Annotated in this window: 16 protein-coding genes; 11 read left to right on the forward strand and 5 right to left on the reverse strand. The window is 62.5% G+C overall.

The annotated features are described in order from the left end of the window. The 4 genes from BLT65_RS37480 to BLT65_RS37495 all read right to left on the reverse strand — a co-directional run bounded on the left by BLT65_RS37480 (window position 1) and on the right by BLT65_RS37495 (window position 4,008). On the reverse strand, window positions 1–1,152 hold the full coding sequence (locus BLT65_RS37480) for an efflux RND transporter periplasmic adaptor subunit (RefSeq protein WP_091787962.1): 1,152 nt from the start codon (window positions 1,150–1,152) through the stop codon (window positions 1–3). A gap of 93 nt (window positions 1,153–1,245) precedes the next feature. Next, on the reverse strand, window positions 1,246–2,814 hold the full coding sequence (locus BLT65_RS37485; protein WP_091787965.1) for an efflux transporter outer membrane subunit: 1,569 nt from the start codon (window positions 2,812–2,814) through the stop codon (window positions 1,246–1,248). A 349-nt stretch (window positions 2,815–3,163) separates the two neighbouring features. Next, the gene (locus BLT65_RS37490; protein WP_036003064.1) at window positions 3,164–3,634 is read right to left on the reverse strand and encodes a ferritin-like domain-containing protein; all 471 of its coding nucleotides are present in this window, start codon (window positions 3,632–3,634) and stop codon (window positions 3,164–3,166) included. A 92-nt stretch (window positions 3,635–3,726) separates the two neighbouring features. Beyond that, a complete protein-coding gene (locus BLT65_RS37495; protein ID WP_091787968.1) occupies window positions 3,727–4,008 on the reverse strand; it encodes a hypothetical protein in 282 nt (93 codons plus the stop codon). Between BLT65_RS37495 and BLT65_RS47440 the strand changes: the two genes are divergently transcribed. From BLT65_RS47440 to BLT65_RS37535, 9 genes are all read left to right on the forward strand, one after another. Continuing rightward, entirely contained in the window at window positions 4,009–4,167 is a 159-nt protein-coding gene (locus tag BLT65_RS47440; RefSeq protein WP_167306612.1) for a hypothetical protein, read from the forward strand. It abuts the gene before it with no gap. A gap of 165 nt (window positions 4,168–4,332) precedes the next feature. Further along, window positions 4,333–4,626 (forward strand): EF-hand domain-containing protein, encoded by a 294-nt coding sequence (locus BLT65_RS37500; protein ID WP_091787971.1) that lies wholly within the window; start codon window positions 4,333–4,335, stop codon window positions 4,624–4,626. A gap of 72 nt (window positions 4,627–4,698) precedes the next feature. Next, on the forward strand, window positions 4,699–5,412 hold the full coding sequence (locus BLT65_RS37505) for a response regulator (RefSeq protein WP_042307331.1): 714 nt from the start codon (window positions 4,699–4,701) through the stop codon (window positions 5,410–5,412). Between the two features lie 8 nt (window positions 5,413–5,420). Beyond that, window positions 5,421–6,806 carry an ATP-binding protein gene (locus BLT65_RS37510; RefSeq protein ID WP_091787974.1) on the forward strand — a complete coding sequence of 462 codons (1,386 nt, stop codon included), beginning with the start codon at window positions 5,421–5,423 and terminating at the stop codon, window positions 6,804–6,806. A 79-nt stretch (window positions 6,807–6,885) separates the two neighbouring features. Continuing rightward, window positions 6,886–8,889, forward strand: a complete 2,004-nt coding sequence (locus BLT65_RS37515; RefSeq protein WP_091787977.1) for an amylo-alpha-1,6-glucosidase — start codon at window positions 6,886–6,888, stop codon at window positions 8,887–8,889. Window positions 8,890–8,923: 34 nt separating this feature from the next. Then, window positions 8,924–11,656, forward strand: a complete 2,733-nt coding sequence (locus BLT65_RS37520) for an MGH1-like glycoside hydrolase domain-containing protein (protein WP_091787980.1) — start codon at window positions 8,924–8,926, stop codon at window positions 11,654–11,656. A gap of 105 nt (window positions 11,657–11,761) precedes the next feature. After that, complete coding sequence (gene zwf, locus BLT65_RS37525; protein WP_091787983.1) at window positions 11,762–13,348, forward strand: glucose-6-phosphate dehydrogenase; 1,587 nt, start codon at window positions 11,762–11,764, stop codon at window positions 13,346–13,348. A 33-nt stretch (window positions 13,349–13,381) separates the two neighbouring features. Beyond that, complete coding sequence (locus tag BLT65_RS37530; RefSeq protein ID WP_091787986.1) at window positions 13,382–14,191, forward strand: ROK family protein; 810 nt, start codon at window positions 13,382–13,384, stop codon at window positions 14,189–14,191. A 93-nt stretch (window positions 14,192–14,284) separates the two neighbouring features. Further along, a complete protein-coding gene (locus BLT65_RS37535) occupies window positions 14,285–14,842 on the forward strand; it encodes a YbhB/YbcL family Raf kinase inhibitor-like protein (RefSeq protein ID WP_091787989.1) in 558 nt (185 codons plus the stop codon). A gap of 14 nt (window positions 14,843–14,856) precedes the next feature. Here the strand turns inward: BLT65_RS37535 and BLT65_RS37540 are convergent, their stop codons facing one another. Next, complete coding sequence (locus tag BLT65_RS37540; protein ID WP_091787993.1) at window positions 14,857–15,852, reverse strand: aldo/keto reductase; 996 nt, start codon at window positions 15,850–15,852, stop codon at window positions 14,857–14,859. A gap of 221 nt (window positions 15,853–16,073) precedes the next feature. On the opposite strand from BLT65_RS37540, the gene BLT65_RS37545 reads away from it, so the two are divergent. Both BLT65_RS37545 and BLT65_RS37550 read left to right on the forward strand, forming a co-directional pair. After that, the gene (locus BLT65_RS37545; RefSeq protein WP_091787997.1) at window positions 16,074–16,670 is read left to right on the forward strand and encodes a lipocalin family protein; all 597 of its coding nucleotides are present in this window, start codon (window positions 16,074–16,076) and stop codon (window positions 16,668–16,670) included. Window positions 16,671–16,965: 295 nt separating this feature from the next. After that, entirely contained in the window at window positions 16,966–18,567 is a 1,602-nt protein-coding gene (locus tag BLT65_RS37550; RefSeq protein ID WP_091788001.1) for a hybrid sensor histidine kinase/response regulator, read from the forward strand. Window positions 18,568–18,570: the final 3 nt, after the last annotated feature.

Consider the following 18,570-nt stretch of genomic DNA (forward strand, 5'->3'; position numbering starts at 1 on the left):
TTATTGTTCCTGAGGCGTCGGGTTGGGGCTGTCCGAAGGCAACACGCGGTTGTCGATCACGAGCGGCGTGCCGTTCTTCAGCTTCAACTGGCCGCTCGTCACGACCTGCGTGCCTTCGCCGATGCCCTTGAGTATCGCCACCTGGTCGCCGCGCGTCGGGCCTGGTGTGATGAACACCTGTTGCGCGATGGGCATGACCTTGCCGTGCGCGTCCTTGTGCTCGCCAGCCTTCACGACGAACACGGTCGCGCCGTACGGGTTATAGGTGATCGCCGTTTGCGGCAGCGTCAGATAGCGCTCTTCATTACCCGCGTCGATCTTCACGTTCGCATACATGCCGGGCAGCAGCTTGCGCTCGCGGTTGTCGACGGTTGCTTCGATCTGCACGTTGCGCGTCGTGTTGTCCACACGCGGGTTGATCGAGCGGATCTTGCCGTCGAAGGTGCGGCTGTTGTACGCGTTCGTATCGACGACGACGGTTTGTCCAACCTGCAATTGCCCGAGTTGTTGCTGCGGCAGATAGAAGTCGGCGTAAATCGGATCGATGGCCTGCAACGTGACGATCGCATCGCCAGGATTGATGTACTGGCCGGGATTGACGGTCGTGATGCCGACGCGTCCCGCGAACGGCGCGCGGATGGTTTTCTTTTCGACGAGCGCGGCCTGTTGATCGACCTGCGCGCGCTTGCTTTTGAGGTCGGCGGCATCGGCGTCGAGTTGCGCCTTCGCGATCGCCTGAATGTCGTACTGCGCCTTGTCGCGCTTGTAGACGGTTTGCGCGAGATCCGCCGCGGCTTGCAGCGACGCGAGCAGAGCGCGGTCCGAATCGTCGTTCAGGCGCAGCAGCACCTGGCCCGCTTTCACTTCCTGCCCCGAGTTGAACGGGATCTCGCGCACGAGGCCGGGCACTTCCGTCGTCACGTCGACGCCGCGCACCGCGCGCAGGCTGCCGACGGCGGACAGCTGCGGCTGCCAGCTCTGATAGCGCGCGACAGCGGACGTCACGGTCGCGGCGGGCGCCGCATTGCTCGCCATGAACTTCCGGATCATGTGCGCCTTGAACAGGTTGAAGCCGACCAGCGCGCCGAGCAGCACGCCCACGCAGATCAGCATGATGATCATCCGCTTTGTCATCGGTCTTTTCGTCGTCATCGTCAGGTCCTTGCACGGCAAACGGGTGAGGCACGAAACGCGTCCGGCGGCGCTGCGGGCTCATCGCATGCGACGCGCGGCGACTGCAAAAAATCAGTGCGGCGTGGCGGGGTTTGCCTGATTCGCCTGGCTCGTGGTCGCGTCGTTCCACCAGCCTCCGCCGAGCGACTGGAACAGCGCTGCCGTATCCGCATAGCGCGCGGCTTGCGCCTGCGCGAGATTCACGACGGTCTGCTGGTATTGACGCTGCGCATCGAGCAGCGCCAGATAGCTGACGCCGCCGACGCGAAACTGGCCGCGCGTCAGATCGAGCGAAGCACTCGCCGCGCGCCACGCGTCCGTTTGCGCGGCGAGGCCTGTCGCATCGTGTTCGAGCGCGCGCAACGTATCGGCGACGTTCTGGAACGCGAGCAACACGGTTTGGCGGTATTGCGCGTTGGCCTGATCGAAAGCGGCCTCGGCAGCGCGCTTTTGTGCGCTTAACTGGCCGCCATGAAAAATTGGCTGCGTGATACCCGCGCCGATGCTCCAGATCATGTCCGCGTATTTGAGCAGTCCGGCGGGCGTTAGCGCCTGCGGGCCATAGCTCGCGGAGAGCGTGATCTGCGGATACATGTTCGCCGTCGCCACGCCAACCTGCGCGCTCGCCTGATGCAGCGTAGCGTCGGCGGCGAGAATGTCGGGCCGCTGCCTGACGAGCGACGAAGGCAGACTCACGGGCAAGCTCTGCGGCAGCGTGAACATCGACAGCCTGAACTCGGGCACGGCGGTATCGCTCGGCGGCTTGCCCGCGAGCACCGCAAGCTGATGGCGCGTCTGATCGAGCGATTGACGCAGCGGCGGCAGCGTCGCGCGTGTTTGCGCGAGCAACGTTTCCTGCGAGAGCACGGCAGTGCGGCCCACGCCGCCCAGCTCGAACTGTTTGCGCAGTACGCCGAGTTGCGATTCTTCATCGGCGGCGATGCGCTCGGTCGAGTCGATCTGCTCGCGCAACGACGCTTCCTTGACGGCCGCCGTGACGATGTTCGCCGACAGCGCGAGATACGCGGCCTGCAACTGATAGCCCTGGTAATCGATTTGCGAGCGCAACGATTCGAGTTCGCGCCGCGAGCCGCCGAACACATCGAGGTTGTACGACACGTTCACTGACGCGTTATACAGGTTCAGCTCTTCCGTGAGTCCCGGCTGACCGAACGTGACGCCGTTGAACTTCTCACGCGTCGCATTGAGCTTCGCATCGACGGATGGATACAACGCGCTGCCCACTTCCGCGCGATAGTTCTCGGCCGCCTGCCTGAGGGCGGCCTGCGCCGCGGCGACGTTCGGGCTATTGGCGAGCGCTTCGCGTATCAGCGCGTCGAGCGGCTCGCAATGAAAGAGCGTCCACCATTGGGCGGGAATATCCTGTCCGGCGATGAATTGCTGAGGCACACCCGACACGCCTGGCGACGACGCCGTCTGATCGGGCAGCGGCGTGGGTGTATAGGTTTCGGTGGCGGGCGGTGCGGGCGTACGGTAATCGGGGCCGACCGTGCAGCCGGACAGGGGAAGCAACGCCGCGCCCAGAATGGCGACGGCTACGCTGATCGAAGCGTCGAACGCGAAACGTGAAGGTCTATGCAAACGACTGCGACTGACACTGCCTTTGACGTCATCGATCATCTATCCACCCTGTATTACCTGCGCGGACTACGAACGAAATTGCGAATGCAGAATTCAACAGCCTGATGCCGCGCATAGCCTAGCATGGGTCGTTGCAAACGAGATCATGCTTGCAGAAGCTTTAGGGGAATAGACGCGCTTTACGGCGGACAAACGTTAAATGCAGCGCGCGAGATGCAAAGGACGGAAGCACCGCATGCATCACATAGTGATAGATGCGGCGCTTGTCGAGAGGCGGATAGATGGACGGTTGAACGCGCGGCCTAAGCGGACCGCCTTAAGCGCGCCGCGCGATTTGACAATTGAACGGGGCGCTTGCGATTGCGCCCTTACAACACGGCAAACAAACTCAATGCGCTGCGCCGCGCTCGCCCGATGTGCCCACCGTGCCGGGCTTGCGCAGCATCTTGTCCACTTCGCCCGCGTGCATCTCTTCGACGGCAATCATCTGCCGCGCATATTCTTCGAGCGCGACGGAGCGGTCCTTGACCAGCGCGAGCAGATCGCGATACAGGCCGAGCGCGACGTCTTCCGCGGTGAGCGATTCGCGCAGGATGGTCGTGATGTCCGTCGTATGCGAATCGAGCAGCGCACCGATGCCTAGCGACGGATACTCGCCGAGCGTGGTGATCCATTCGCCCGCCTGATGCGCGTGCAGCAACGATTCGTCAGCCTGCTGGCGCAGCCACGACACGATCGGAATGCGGCCAAAGCCGAACACGAGGAAGGAGTAGTGCGTATAACGGACCACGCCTGCCAGCTCGGATTCGAGAATCTGGTTCAGCACGGCGATGACCTTGTCCTTTTCGATATCTGGCATGTGGCGCTCCGCGATACTCGTCGACGACGAAAGAGGCTTTCATTGTTGGCCTCGCCTCTGCAAAGATCAAGTGAATCGCGGCGCGAATGCGGTCAGCGGATGATCACGACCGGCACGGGAATCGTCGCATAGGGCAGCCGTATCGCGGGCGCGGGTGGCGGCACGACGGCAACGTAGGGTACGACGGGCGCCACCGGCACGATGGGCACGACGGCAGGCGGTTGCGGCGGCACGTAGTAGAGCGTGCGCGCCGGTGCGTAGACGGCGGCGGGCACATAGGCCGCATGAATGAAGACGGTGCCGGCAAAGGCGCTAGTCGAGCAGGCGATGCCCATGGCGGCGATCGCGGACGTATAAGCAGAGCGAATGTTCACATGAAACTCCCGAAGCGAATGTCGGCGGATGCGATGCGAAATGCTGATGTGGCAGCCGACGTGCAAAAGATACGCAACGCCTTCGGTGAAGGGCAGCGATTACTTGTTTCATTCGATGTCGGAAAAAGCACGCCCATGTTTGAAGCGTCTGCTGCGTAATACGCGTTGCATCGTGCGTGAAAATGCGCAGCGCTGACATGACATGGATCGACATAACTTTGAAATTGCCTTGAGCGTCCCGGACAACCAGAATTCGCTTCGCCAACGACGAATCGCAACACGACGTAGCGAAGAAGTTGAACGAACCGATGATGGAGATGGGAAATGAAGAAGTTGATCGCTATTCTGGCTTTGTGCATTGCATCGACGGGCGTGATGGCCCAGACGGCGCCGCAACCGATTGCAGCGTCGCCGCGCATGGAGCGCATGATGCAGCAGTTGCAGGAGCGCTTTGCCGCCGCCAACACGACGCACGACGGCAAGCTGACGCTTGCCCAGGCTCAGACGGGCATGCCACGCGTGGCGCAGCATTTCAACGAGATCGACACGCAGAAGCAGGGCTACGTGACGCTCGCGCAGATCGAGCAGTTCATGGCGCAGCGCGCGGGATCGCACTGACGGAAAAGCGGGTCGGCATGAAGCTACACTGTTGCAAGACGAATGAAACCATAAGCGACGAAGGAGCCATGCATGGACCGACCCGCCCGCATCATCGTGCTCGACGACGAAGCGGAACTCCGCAATATGCTGCAGCGCTTTCTGAGCGGACATGGTTTCGAAGTCCGCGCCGTGGAGAACAGCAAGCGGCTCGAACGCTATTTGCAGCGTGAGCCGTATGACCTGCTGGTGCTCGATCTGATGATCGGCGAAGAAGACGGCCTGCAGATCTGCGCGAAACTGCGGGCGGAAGGGCACACGCTGCCCATTCTGATGCTCACGGCCAAAGGCGATCCGCTCGATCGCGTGATCGGCCTCGAAACGGGCGCCGACGATTACCTTGCCAAACCGTTCCTGCCGCGCGAACTGGTGGCGCGCATCAATGCGTTGCTGCGCCGCCAGAAAATCGCCTCGAACGATCCGACCGTCACCACGCAGACGCTGCGCTTCGGGGAGTTCCGGCTCGATGTCGCCAAGCAGTGCCTCTACAAACAGGACGAGCTTCTCGAACTGCATTCGGCGCAGATGCTGCTGCTGACGGCGCTCGCCGCGTCGCCGAACCGCGCGGTGAGTCGCGACAACCTGATCGCGCGCGCAAGAGGGCGCGACCACGATGCGCTTGATCGCAGTATCGACGTGCAGATTCTGCGTCTGCGCCAGGCGATCGAAAGCGATCCGTCGAAGCCGCGCTACATCAAGACTGTTTGGGGCGTCGGCTATATGCTCGCCGCCGACGTCGACGCATGAGCGCGCCCATGTCGCGGCGCTTCATGTCCCGCTTGCTGCCGCGCAGCGTGCTCGCGCGAAACATCGCGCTGCTGATCGTGCTCGTTGCATTCACTCAGGTGTGCTCGCTGAGTGTGCTGATTCATTACGTGCAGAAACCGCGCGTCGAACGCGCCGCGGCCGTGTTCGGCACGTACATCAAGACGCTGGACAATGCGCTGGCTGCGTCGCCCGAGGACGCGCGCGACACGCTCGTCGCGCGGCTCGATGCGCGCAGCGAACCGCCAACGGAAGCTGTGTCCGAGCCGCGTGTGCGGTTGCTCGCGTTCTACCGGACCTATCAGCTGGTGACGTTCCTGGATACGCTGCACCGCTATCTGCCAGCGGGCACCGAAGTGCGCTGGCAAGGCGCGCCGCATCCGCGCATGTGGATCCGCATGCATGTGGCGGGCACGCCTTATTGGATCGGCTTGCAGGTGCCGGAAGAGGCGCAGGGCGGCGGCATGCTGACGGCAGTGCTGCTGTCGATCGGGCTGGCGATGCTCGCCGCGTTGACGGGTTTTGCGCTGCAGGCGCATCTGAACCGCCCATTGCGGGAGCTTGCGCAAGCGGCGCGCCGCGTGAGCGCGGGCGAAGTGCCGCCGCCGTTGCCCGTCGATGGTCCGACGGAAATCGCCCAGGTGAGCGGCGCGTTCAACCAGATGACGCAGGCGTTGCAGCAGGCGGAAGCGACGCGTGCGCTGATGCTCGCGGGCATTTCGCACGACATCCGCACGCCGCTGACCAAGCTGCGCCTTGCGATGGCCATGGCGAACGACACGAATGGCGACGAAGCCTTCGTCGGCGCGGCGGAATCGTATCTGGATCAGATCGATACGATTCTTCAGCAGTTCATGGACTACGCGGGCAGCGGCGAGCGCGAGACGCCGCAATCGGGCGATCTGAACGCGTTGATCAGCCAGCTTGCCGCCGACTTCGCGGGCCTTGGACACGAGTTCGATCTGCAACTGGGCGAGCTGCCTGAGCACGCGTTCCGGCCCATCACGATGATGCGGCTCGTGATGAACCTGATGCAGAACGCCGTCGTGTACGGGCAAACGGGTCTCGCCGTGAGGACGTGGGCGGACGCGCAGGCGATCCATGTGGCTGTTGCCGATCGCGGCAAAGGCTTGAGCGCGGAAGAACTCGAACGGCTCAAGGCGCCGTTCCAGCGCGGCAAGAATGCGCATGGCAAAACGGGCGGCACGGGGTTGGGGCTGGCGATCGTCGAACGCATTGCGCGGCTGCATGGCGGCACGCTGGAGTTCCATGCGCGCGAAGGTGGCGGCCTGGAAGTGTGGGCCGTGTTGCCGATTCAGCGCGATTCCAGCGCAACAGGTGTCGGCGAGCAATCGACCGCGCAGTCGGCCAGTTGAACGCACAAGACATTTCATGTGCGAGCGGCTAATCTGTCGGCTGTCTTGATCCCGTCGCCGGCGCACGGCGGCAACTGCGATGACACGCGTCGAATCTCCTTTCGATATCGAACGTCTGGAAGACGAATGGCTCGAGGCCGACGGCTTTGGCGGCTTTGCGTCGGGTACGGTCGGCACGCTGCGCACGCGGCGATATCACGCGCTGCTGCTGACGGCGACGCGCGCACCAGCGGGCCGTATCGTGCTTGTGAATGGGATCGAGGCCTGGATCGAGACGAAGGGCGTGCGCTATCCGCTGTCGATGCAGCGTTACGCGCCCGATATCGTGTATCCCGACATCGCTGCGAGTCTGATCGCGTTCGACACGACGCCGTGGCCGACATGGCGCTTCCGCATCGATGCGCAGACGTGTGTGATCGCGGAAACGTTCGTCGCGAAAGAAACTTGCGAGACGGTGTTGCGCTGGCGCGTGGCATTCGATGGCGACGCGCGCCACGATGACGCGATCACGCTGCACATTCGTCCGTTGCTCTCGGGCCGCGATTATCACGCGCTGCATCACGAGAACGGTGCATTCGATTTCTTTGCTTCTGTCGACGGCGAACGTGTGCAGTGGCAGCCGTATCACGATCTGCCAGCGATCTGCGTCATCACGAACGGCGCATATGAACACGTGCCCGACTGGTATCGCAACTTCTGCTACGTACGCGAACGTGAGCGTGGCCTCGATTTCACCGAAGACCTCGCGACGCCCGGCGTCTTCTCGTTCGATCTTCGTTCGGATGCAGCCGTGATGATATTGAGCGCGGACGTGTCGAACCAATCGACGCCCGTTGCGCATGCCGCCGCGATTGAACTGGCGAACACGCTTGCAGAGACCGAAACGAACCGTCGCGCTGCTTTCGCTTCGCGCCTGCATCGTTCCGCCGATGCCTACGTTGTCGCGCGCTCGACCGGCCGCACGATCGTCGCCGGTTTTCCCTGGTTCACCGACTGGGGCCGCGACACCTTCATCGCGATGCGCGGTCTGCTGATCGCGACAGGGCGACTCGCGGAAGCCGAGGCGATTCTGCTCGCATGGGCGGGGACGATTTCGCAAGGCATGTGTCCGAACCGCTTTCCCGATTACGGCGACGAGCCGGAATACAACTCGGTCGATGCTTCGCTCTGGTTCGCGATTGCCGCGCACGACTATCTGGTGACGGGGCATGCGTCGGACGCGACGCGCGAGCGCCTGCACGCAGCCGTCGATACGATTCTGGCCGGCTACACACAGGGCACGCGCTACGGCATCCAGGCCGACGACGATGGCCTCCTGCGTGCAGGCGTGCCTGGCGTCCAGCTCACGTGGATGGATGCGAAGGTCGGCGACTGGGTGGTGACGCCGCGCATCGGCAAGCCGGTTGAAGTGCAGGCGTTGTGGTTCAACGCGTTGCGCATTGCAGCACAGTGGAACGCGCGATGGAGCGATGCTGCCGATCATGTGGCGGCTTCGTTTGCGCAACGCTTCGTCGATCCGCAAACAGGTGCGCTGTTCGATAACGTCGATGTCGATCATGTGCGCGGCACGGTCGACAGATCGGTCCGGCCCAATCAGATTTTCGCGGCAGGCGGCTTGCCGTTTGCGCTGGTCGAAGGCGACACGGCGCGCGCCGTCGTTGCGCAGGTGGAAGCGCATCTGCTGACGTCTCTGGGTTTGCGCACGTTGTCGCCGGAAGATCCCGGCTATCGCGGGCGCTATGCGGGCGCGCCGCTCGAGCGTGATGGCGCGTATCACCAGGGGACAGTGTGGCCATGGCTGCTGGGGCCATTCGTCGAAGCATGGCTGCGCGTGCAACGTCCCGATGATGCGGCCCGCAGCGCAGCACTCGCGCGCTTTCTCGCGCCGCTCGACGCGCATCTGGATCGCGCGGGCCTCGACCACATTTCGGAAGTCGCGGACGGCGATGCGCCGCACACGCCGGGCGGCACGCCGTTTCAGGCGTGGTCGCTGGGCGAGCGGTTGCGTATTGGTGTGTTGCTGGGCGAAAGCGCCCATGCCCACCTCACCGACGCGAACACCCCAAACCGCGCTACGATGTGACTCCCACCGTCACACGAGAGACGAGGACGCTGCCATGCCTCCGCTGCGCGCCGGAAACCTGCTTGCGACCGTCGAAGGAATACGTCTGCACTCCAGCGAGTGCGCGCGATGGCAGCGCTGGGGTCCGTATCTGAGCGAGCGTCAGTGGGGCACGGTGCGCGAAGACTACAGCCCGAACGGCACCGCATGGGACTATTTCCCGCACGATCACGCACGCAGCCGCGCCTACCGCTGGGGCGAGGACGGCATCGCGGGTTTCGGCGACGATACGTTGAACTGGTGTGTGTCGATTGCCATGTGGAACCGCGCCGATCCCATTCTCAAGGAACGCCTGTTCGGCCTTACGAACCAGGAAGGCAACCATGGCGAGGACGTCAAGGAACTGTATTTCTATCTCGACGGCACGCCGACGCATTCGTACATGCGGATGCTGTACAAGTACCCGCATAGCGCGTTTCCGTATCAGGATCTCGTCGAAGAGAACGGGCGGCGCGGCGCGGACTTGCCGGAATATGAAGTACTCGATACAGGTGTCTTCGACGACTTGCGCTATTTCGACGTGACCGTCGAGTACGCAAAGAACACGCCCGAAGACATCGTGATGCGGGTCACCGTCGAAAACCGCGCGGACGAATCGGCCTCTCTCGATCTGCTGCCGCAAATCTGGGCGCGCAACAAATGGTCGTGGAAAGAGTCGGACGAGCGCCCGAAGCTCGCGAAGGAAACGGTGCATGGCGTCACGCGTCTGCTCGGCGCGCATCCCGGACACGAGCCGATGGTGGTGACGGCATGGTCGCCTGACACCACGGTCTTCGAATGGCTGTTCTGCGAAAACGATACGAACGTCCGGCGCCATTTCAACATGGACGCGCAAGGTCCGTTCAAGGACGGCTTCAACGACTATCTCGTGCATGGCGACGCCGATGCGATCCGGCGCGACGCGGGCACCAAGGCGGCCGCGCACGTGCCGCTGAATCTGCCGCCGCATGGGAAGGCCGTCGTCTATCTGCGCTGGCGTCCCGAGTTCTGCCCCGATGAAACGCCGCTCGATGCCGAGCAACTGTTCGCGCAGCGCATCGCTGAAGCCGATGCGTTCTATGCGGCATTGCAGCACCATATCGAAGGCGCGGACGAGCGGCTCGTGCAGCGCCAGGCGCTGGCGGGCATGCTGTGGTCGAAGCAGTACTACCAGTTCGACGTCGAGCGCTGGATGGACGGCGACCCCTCGCAGCCGACGCCGCCCGCATCGCGCAAACAGGGACGCAATCGCGACTGGCGGCATTTGTGCAACGCGGACATCGTGTCGATGCCCGACAAGTGGGAGTACCCGTGGTATGCGTCTTGGGATCTCGCGTTTCATGCCGCCGCGTTCGCGTTGATCGATCCCGCGTTTGCGAAGCGTCAGTTGTTGCTGCTCGTGAAGGATCGCTACATGCATCCGAACGGGCAGATCCCCGCCTACGAATGGGCGTTCAGCGATGCCAACCCGCCCGTGCATGCATGGGCCGCGTGGCGTGTCTATGAAATCGATCGCGCGTTGATGGGCAAGGGCGACCGCGATTTTCTCGAACTGGTCTTCCACAAGCTGCTGCTCAACTTCGCGTGGTGGGTGAACCGCAAGGATGCCGACGGCCGCAACATTTTCCAGGGCGGCTTTCTCGGACTCGACAACGTTGGCATTTTCGACCGCTCGTCGCCATTGCCGACGGGCGGCCATATCGATCAGGCAGACGGCACGGCATGGATGGCCGCGTATGCGCTAGACCTGATGCGCATCGCGCTTGAACTCGCGTTTGCGAATCACGTGTTCGTCGATATTGGTGTGAAGTTCTTCGAGCACTTCCTGTATATCGCGCAGGCCGTCAGTTGCGAAGACAACTGCGATACGGGCCTGTGGGACAGCGAGGACGAGTTCTTCTATGACAAGCTGCGCTTGCCTGACGGCTCGAATGTGCCGATGCGCGTGCGCTCGATTGTCGGCCTGATTCCGCTAATCGCCGTGCATGTGCTCGAAGAGCGTCTGCATGGCTCGCTGCCGGGTCTGCGCGATCGCCTTGTCTGGTTCCTGCGCAACAAGCCCGATCTCGCGAGGCTGGTGTCGCGCTGGAATGAGCCGGGGCGCGGCAACAGCTTGCTGCTTTCGTTGTTGCGCGGGCATCGAATGAAAGCGCTGCTCAAGCGCGCACTCGACGAAGCCGAGTTCCTGTCAGATCACGGCGTGCGCGCGCTGTCGCGTGTGCATCGCGATCAACCTTACGTCTATCAGCACAACGGCCAGAGCTTCTGCGTGAAGTACTTGCCCGCCGAATCGGATTCGCGTGTGTTCGGCGGCAATTCGAACTGGCGCGGGCCGGTGTGGATGCCCGTCAACTATCTGCTGATCGAGTCGCTGTATGAATTTCATCGCTACTACGGCGACGATTTTCGCGTCGAGTACCCGACGGGCTCGGGCAACCAGCTTTCATTGTCCGAAATCGCCGATGCACTCGCGCAGCGTACGACCACGCTGTTCCTGAAGGACAAGAACAACGAGCGGCCTGTGATGGCTGCGTATCCGTTGTTGCAGGCGGACCCGCGCTCGCAGGATCTCGTGCTGTTTCACGAATACTTTCACGGCGATAACGGACGCGGCGTGGGCGCGTCGCATCAGACGGGATGGTCGGGTCTCGTCGCGTTGCTGTTGCAGCCGCGCGAACTGGCAAGCTCGGGCTTCGTGCCTGAAACGGGCGAGGCGCAGGATGCCGAGGTGGCGGCTTCCGTGAAATAGACCGCGCTGCCCGCGGCTAATGCAGCGGTTCGATTGAACTGCGCGGCATGGCGGCGGGTCTTTCAGATATCGCCACTCGTATGGCTCATTCATGGAAAGACTGCCATGTCCAATGACGCAAACGACGCTTCATCGACTACCTCGTCAGCAAGCTGCAAGATCGGCGCCGGGCCACACGCAGCCGCCGCGGGTCCCGCAGGCAAGCGGCCTGCGCCGCCATGCACGCTGGTCATCTTCGGCGCGGGCGGCGATCTGACTAAACGTTTGTTGACGCCGTCGCTGTACAACCTGACGGTCGACGGCCTGCTCGACGACGGCATGCAGATCATCGGCGTCAATCACGGCGAGCGCGAAACGAAAGAATGGCTCGGCGATCTCGGCAAGTCGCTGCAGCAGTTCGCCGCCGATAAGGCTAGCGAAGCGCATACCGGCAAGGTCGACGAGAAAGCCTGGAAGTGGCTTTCATCGCGCATGGAGTACATGGCGGGCGAATTCGAAACCGACGATGTATTCGAGGCGCTCAAGCAGCGTATCGACAAAACGCCGCACGGCAATGCGATCTTCTATCTCGCGGTGGGCGCGCGCTTTTTCAGGCCGATCGTCGAGCGTCTGGGCAAGCATGGCTTGCTGAAAGAAGACGCGCAGCGCAAAGGGAGCTTCCGGCGTCTCGTGATCGAAAAGCCGTTCGGCACGGACCTCGCGTCCGCGCGCGATCTCAACGCGCACATTCTGGGTTACGCAAACGAATCGCAGGTCTACCGCATCGATCACTTTCTCGGCAAGGACACGGTGCAGAGCATCCTTGCCGTGCGCTTCGCGAATGCGATGTTCGAACCGGTATGGCGGCGCGAGTACATCGACAGTGTGCAGATCACGGCGGCCGAGACGCTCGGCGTCGAAGGGCGCGGCAAGTTCTACGAGCAGACGGGCGCATTCCGCGACATGCTGCCGAACCATCTGTTCCAGTTGCTCGCAATGGTCGCGCTGGAGCCGCCCAATTCATTCGATGCCGAAGCCGTGCGCGACAAGAAAGCTGAACTGTTCGCCGCCATCGAGCCGCTGAAGCGGGACGACGTCGTCTTCGGCCAGTACGAAAAGGGCGACGCGGGCGTCGGCTATCGCGACGAACCCGACGTCGCGCGCGACAGCACGACGGAAACCTACGCGGCCGCACGCGTGTTCATCGACAACTGGCGCTGGGCGGGCGTGCCGTTCTATCTGCGCACGGGTAAGCGCATGGCTGCGCGCCGCACCGAAATCGCCGTGCAACTGAAGCGCGTGCCGTTTCTGATGTTCCGCGACACGCCCGTCGAAGCGCTGACGCCGAACGTCTTCACCCTGCGCATCGATCCCGCCCATGGCACGCGCTTTGACTTCAACGTGAAGGTGCCCGGACCGGCGATGCAGATCGGCGCGGTGCGCTCGGCGTTCAACTACAGCGACTTCTTCGACGAACGCGCGAACGTCGGCTATGAAACGCTGCTCTACGACTGCATGCTCGGCGACGAGACGCTGTTCCAGCGCGCCGACAGCATCGAGTCGGGCTGGTGTGCAGTCGACCGCGTGCTGCATCCCGAAGGCGGGGCGCTGCCCGTGCATGGTTATGCAGCGGGTAGCAGCGGGCCGGCGCAAGCGGATGAACTGCTCGCGCGCGATGGCCGCGCGTGGCGTTCATTGCAGAGCAAAGAGTAGTCCTGTCACAACGGAAAACGAAAGGGGGACGATTTGGCTAAAGCTAAAGTACAGACGCGCCGTAACACCAAAAGCGAAGGTGAACGGATACTCGCCATCGACGTCGGCGGCACGGGGTTGAAGGCGGCCGTGATCGACGCGGGCGGCGACATGAAAAGCGAGCGCGTGCGCGTCGCGACGCCGCATCCCTGCACACCGGAGCAACTCGTCGATACACTGGCGACGCTCGTGCAGCCGCTCGTCGATGCGCAGCATCCAACCTTGATGTCGATCGGCTTTCCGGGTGTCGTGCGGGACAACCACGTGCTGACGGCACCGAATATCGGCGATGCGAACTGGCGCGGCTTCGCGCTCGCGGAACAACTCGCGGCGCGCGTGGGCGGCTTGCCCGTGCGGATGATCAACGACGCCGAGATGCAGGGCTTCGCCGCGATCGAAGGGCACGGCATCGAATTCGTGCTGACGCTGGGCACGGGCGCGGGCACCGCGCTCTTTCGCGACGGCGAGCTGATGCCGCATCTCGAACTCGCGCATCATCCCGTCAGCAAGGACCGCACGTATGACGAGTACATCGGCAATGCGGCGCGCGAGAAGGTGGGTAACAAGCGCTGGAACCGGCGTGTGGAGAAGGTGATCGCGATCCTCGCTTCGCTCGTCAACTACGACAAGCTGTGGATTGGCGGCGGCAATGCGGAGCGTCTGACGTTCGAGTTGCCGTCGAATGCGGCCGTCGTATCGAACGCGGCGGGCATCGAAGGCGGCGCGCGGCTCTGGCATCCGAAGTCGGTGCGGGAAACGCGGCAGTTGCCGGAAGCGAACCAGAAGTCGGGCGTGTACCGTTGAAAGCGCGGGCGGGGGAATAAACGGGCATGGCCGTTCGTTTCCTCCGATGCGGTCATGAACGCGTGACCGCGTCCCTTTCGACGGAGCCGTCCAATGAAAACTATCTCTAACACCCGGCTCGCAGCCATTGCGCTATGTGTGGCGCTCTCGTCAGGCGTCACGCACGCCGTGGCGGCCGACGCTTTCGAAGTGATCTCGCCGGGCACGCCCGACGGCGGCACGATCGATTCGAGCCACGCAGCCAGCGCGAACAATTGCGGCGGCGGCAACCAGTCGCCCGCCGTGCAATGGCGCAACGTGCCATCGGGCACGCGCAGCTTCGCGGTGACGCTCTTCGATCCCGACGGCGCCAAGGGCATTGGCGTGATTCATTGGGTGCTGTACGCGATACCCGCGTCGATGAACGCGATGCAGCATGGTGAGTCGGCGCCGGCTGGCAGCGTGAGCGGCATCAATCGCACCGGGAAGCCCGGTTATTACGGACCTTGCCCGCCCATCGGCGACGTTCCGCATCACTATGTGTTGCAGGTCTACGCGCTCGATCTCGTGCCCGATGCGCTGCCGCCCAATCTCAATCACGACGCGTTTCTCGCGGCCGTCACGAATCACGTGCTGGCCGCAAGCAGCACCGTGCTGCGCTACGGACGCTAGCGCAGCATCAACGCTCAGCGCGGCGCATCGCCCCAGCGGTATTCGACGGTCGCCTCGTCGAGTTGCTTCTTGATCTCGGGGTCGAGCACGAGATCGACAGCGGCGAGCGAGTCGTTCAACTGCTCGACACGGCTCGCGCCGATGATCGCCGACGTGATGGTGGGATTGGCGAGCACCCATGCAATCGCCGTCTTCGTCATCGGTTCGCCCGTTTTCGCGTTGATCTCGCGCAGCGTCTCGATGGTCTTGAATTCGCGCTCGTGCCAGTAGCGCTCTGAGTACATCTCACCTGCCTTGCCGACCGTCTCCGTGAAGCGTCCTTCCGCGGGCTTCGCGTCGTGTCGATGCTTGCCCGTCAGCAGGCCGCCCGCAAGCGGGTTATAGGGAATCACGGCCAGGCCTTCTTCGTCGGCGAGCGGCAGCAGTTCGCGTTCGATCTGCCGGAACAGGAGGTTGTAGCGCGGCTGCACCGATACGAAGCGCGCGGTACGCAGCACATCCGAGCGTCCGAGCATGCGCGCTAGCCGGTACGCGAGATAGTTCGAGACGCCGATATAACGCGCCTTGCCCGAGCGCACGATCACGTCGAGTGCTTCGAGTGTTTCGTCGAGCGGCGTGTCGCGGTCGTCGGAATGCAGCTGGTACAGATCGATGTAATCGGTGTTCAGGCGGCGCAGCGAATCGTCGATGGCGTCGAGCAGGTGCTTGCGCGATGCGCCCTGATTCCACGCGTGTGGACCGACCTTGCCGACCGCTTTGGTCGCGATAATGAAGCGGTCGCGCTTGCCCTTGAGCCACCGTCCGATGATTTCCTCGGTGCGTCCCGCAAGATTTTCGCCGCCACCTAGCGGGTAGACATCGGCCGTATCGATGAAATTCACACCGGCGTCCGTCGCCTTGTCGAGAATGCCATGCGACACGTTTTCTTCGGTTTGCAAGCCGAAAGTCATCGTACCGAGACACAAACGCGAGACAGTAAGACCAGTATGGCCGAATTTGCGGTATTGCATGATCGACTCCGCGAGAAGGAAACTATAAGAGGTTGAGTGCAGCGGGATGGAAATGCAGAAGAGAGAGCATAGCGGCTATTGCGAATCTGCGTCGCGGCCTTGCCGTCAAGCATTCATTGCGCTGACACCGTATTGCGCTTTGCTGGAAAACTTTTCAGACGCGTAAGGTCTAAACGGCTTTGTCGCCGGGTCGAGGTTTCCTATCCGGGAGGTTGATATCGATGAGTGTCGAACAAAACGTCAGTCAGGAGATCGAGCACAACAGTTCTCATGCGCGTGCTGTCATTGCCGGCGCGGGGGTCGTCGCAGTGGGTTTGCTGGTTGCATGCGCGATCGTCATCAGAAGAAAGAAGGGCAATGCGCGCGTGCCCGAACCGGCAAAGCGCGTCGACGTGGACCGCTATGCGGGGCGCTGGTACGAGTTCGCGCGCTACGACAATCATTTCGAGCGAGGCCGCGATTTCGTCACGGCGGACTACGCGAAGCGCGACGACGGCTTGATTAGCGTGATCAACACGGGCCGCGAGGGTGGTGCTGATGGACCGCGGCGCATCGCGCGTGGCAAGGCGCGGGTGGTCCCCGAGTCGGACAACGCAAAGCTGAAAGTATCGTTCTTCGGGCCGTTCTATGTCGGCGACTACTGGGTGCTCGATCACGCCGACGACTATGACTGGTCGATCGTCGGGGAACCGAGCGGCACCTATCTGTGGATACTCACGCGTGAAGCGAAACCCGCAGTCGAACTGCAACGCGCGCTGCTGGAACGCGTGCGCGCATTAGGCTATGACGTGTCGATGCTGCGCCGGACGCAGCAGTAAAGATCGTTTGAAAATTTTTCTAGTCGCCTTTCCTTTTGCGAAATCACGCACCGCTTATCCGGCATTTCCAGTGACGCATGGCGGCTTTGCGCGGTAACTCTTCCCTTCTATTGGTGAGCTTTTGCGCAATTACTGCCGCATTTTCGTGTCGGCATGAATCTCGCATTAACGGACGCCATGCAATTCCGCATCGCTCTGCGCAGACCGATGCGGCTTCTCAAACCGGAGTGTGACTGCCCACGTAAAGAGTCGAGCGAAACAACCGTGGCTGTCGCACCTTATTGCGTCAAATGCCATGGATACCAACCGTACACTCACAACCATTCGAAGCGGCGCGCATCAGATCACCGACCATCGCGACGACATCTTCTTCGCCGCCGTATCGACGACACGCATGCCGATGGTCGTCACCGATCCGAACCTGCCCGACAACCCCGTGATCTTCGCGAACCACGCGTTCTTGCGCATGACGGGCTATGAGCTGCCGGAGATCATCGGTACCAACTGCCGCTTTCTACAAGGGCCGGAGACGGATCGCGCCACCATCGACGAGGTGCGGGACGCCGTTGAGCATCGCCGCGAGATCGCGACGGAGGTTCTCAACTATCGCAAGGACGGCTCGACGTTCTGGAACGCGCTCTTCATTTCGCCCGTCTTCAACGAGCAAGGCGAACTGGTGTATTTCTTCGGCTCGCAACTGGACGTGAGCCGCCGCCGTGACGCGGAGGACGCGCTGCATCAGGCGCAGAAGATGGAGGCGCTCGGGCAGTTGACGGGCGGCATTGCGCACGACTTCAACAACCTGCTGCAGGTGATGGCGGGTTATGTGGATGTGCTGCAAATGGGCATCGAAGGTAATGCGCAAGGCCCTGTGATGGCACAAAGCCTCGATCGCATACGCGGCGCGGTCGCCAAAGCCACGACGCTGACGCAACAGCTGCTCGCGTTTGCGCGCAAGCAGAAGCTCGTGGGGCGCCCAGTCAATCTGAATACGCTGGCGGACAGCATGGTCGAACTCGCGCGGCGCACGCTTGGCGAGAACGTTTCGCTGAAGACCGAATATGAGGATGGCCTCGGCAATTGCCGTGTCGATTCGACCCAGCTCGAAGTCGCATTGCTTAACGTGCTGCTCAATGCACGCGACGCGCTTGCAAACCAGCGCGACGGTGTCGTGACCGTGCGCACGGAGATGGTCGAACTGGAGCAGCAAGCGATGGTCGGCTTCGCCGACCTGCGGACCGGCCGCTATGTGAGCATTGCGATTTCCGACAACGGCTGCGGCATCCCGCCCGAGATTCTCGACAGGGTGATGGACCCGTTCTTCACGACCAAGGACGAAGGCAAGGGAACGGGCCTCGGGTTGTCGATGGTATATGGCTTCGCGAAGCAATCGGGCGGCGCCGTGAACCTTTATTCGGAACCGGGCGTCGGCACCACGTTGCGGCTGTATTTCCCGGCTGTGGAAGGCAATGCGCAGCGTCGTCCGTCCGCACCGAAGGCGATTGAAAAGGCGGGCAACGAAATGATTCTGATCGTCGACGACCGCGTCGAAGTGGCGGAGGTCGCGCAGGCGATGCTCGAGCAGATCGGCTATCGCACGCGTGTCGTGCTGAACACGAAAGAGGCGATGGAGATGTTGCAGGACGGCACGACTGTCGACCTGCTGTTCACCGACCTCATCATGCCGGGCAACATGAACGGCGTGATGCTCGCGCGCGAGGCGCGGCGCCTGCAACCGAAGATCAAGGTGCTGCTGACGACAGGCTATGCCGATGCGTCGCTCGAGCGGACCGATGCGAACGGCAGCGAGTTCGACATGATTCACAAGCCCTATCGGCGCGTGGAACTGGCCCGCAAGGTTCGCATCGTGTTGAACGGGCCGACAGGTGTCGGTTAGCTT

The sequence above is a fragment of the Paraburkholderia steynii genome (assembly GCF_900100565.1).
Lineage (GTDB): Bacteria > Pseudomonadota > Gammaproteobacteria > Burkholderiales > Burkholderiaceae > Paraburkholderia > Paraburkholderia terrae.

Excerpts from the sequence above, each read along its gene's own strand:
- BLT65_RS37485 (WP_091787965.1), bottom strand. The coding sequence starts at position 2,814 with ATGATCGATGACGTCAAAGGCAGTGTCAGTCGCAGTCGTTTGCATAGA.
- zwf (WP_091787983.1), top strand. The coding sequence starts at position 11,762 with ATGTCCAATGACGCAAACGACGCTTCATCGACTACCTCGTCAGCAAGC.
- BLT65_RS37480 (WP_091787962.1), bottom strand. The coding sequence starts at position 1,152 with ATGACGACGAAAAGACCGATGACAAAGCGGATGATCATCATGCTGATC.
- BLT65_RS37540 (WP_091787993.1), bottom strand. The coding sequence starts at position 15,852 with ATGCAATACCGCAAATTCGGCCATACTGGTCTTACTGTCTCGCGTTTG.
- BLT65_RS37510 (WP_091787974.1), top strand. The coding sequence starts at position 5,421 with ATGTCGCGGCGCTTCATGTCCCGCTTGCTGCCGCGCAGCGTGCTCGCG.
- BLT65_RS37490 (WP_036003064.1), bottom strand. The coding sequence starts at position 3,634 with ATGCCAGATATCGAAAAGGACAAGGTCATCGCCGTGCTGAACCAGATT.
- BLT65_RS37515 (WP_091787977.1), top strand. The coding sequence starts at position 6,886 with ATGACACGCGTCGAATCTCCTTTCGATATCGAACGTCTGGAAGACGAA.
- BLT65_RS37535 (WP_091787989.1), top strand. The coding sequence starts at position 14,285 with ATGAAAACTATCTCTAACACCCGGCTCGCAGCCATTGCGCTATGTGTG.
- BLT65_RS37545 (WP_091787997.1), top strand. The coding sequence starts at position 16,074 with ATGAGTGTCGAACAAAACGTCAGTCAGGAGATCGAGCACAACAGTTCT.
- BLT65_RS37500 (WP_091787971.1), top strand. The coding sequence starts at position 4,333 with ATGAAGAAGTTGATCGCTATTCTGGCTTTGTGCATTGCATCGACGGGC.
- BLT65_RS37505 (WP_042307331.1), top strand. The coding sequence starts at position 4,699 with ATGGACCGACCCGCCCGCATCATCGTGCTCGACGACGAAGCGGAACTC.
- BLT65_RS37550 (WP_091788001.1), top strand. The coding sequence starts at position 16,966 with ATGGATACCAACCGTACACTCACAACCATTCGAAGCGGCGCGCATCAG.
- BLT65_RS37520 (WP_091787980.1), top strand. The coding sequence starts at position 8,924 with ATGCCTCCGCTGCGCGCCGGAAACCTGCTTGCGACCGTCGAAGGAATA.
- BLT65_RS47440 (WP_167306612.1), top strand. The coding sequence starts at position 4,009 with ATGAAACTCCCGAAGCGAATGTCGGCGGATGCGATGCGAAATGCTGAT.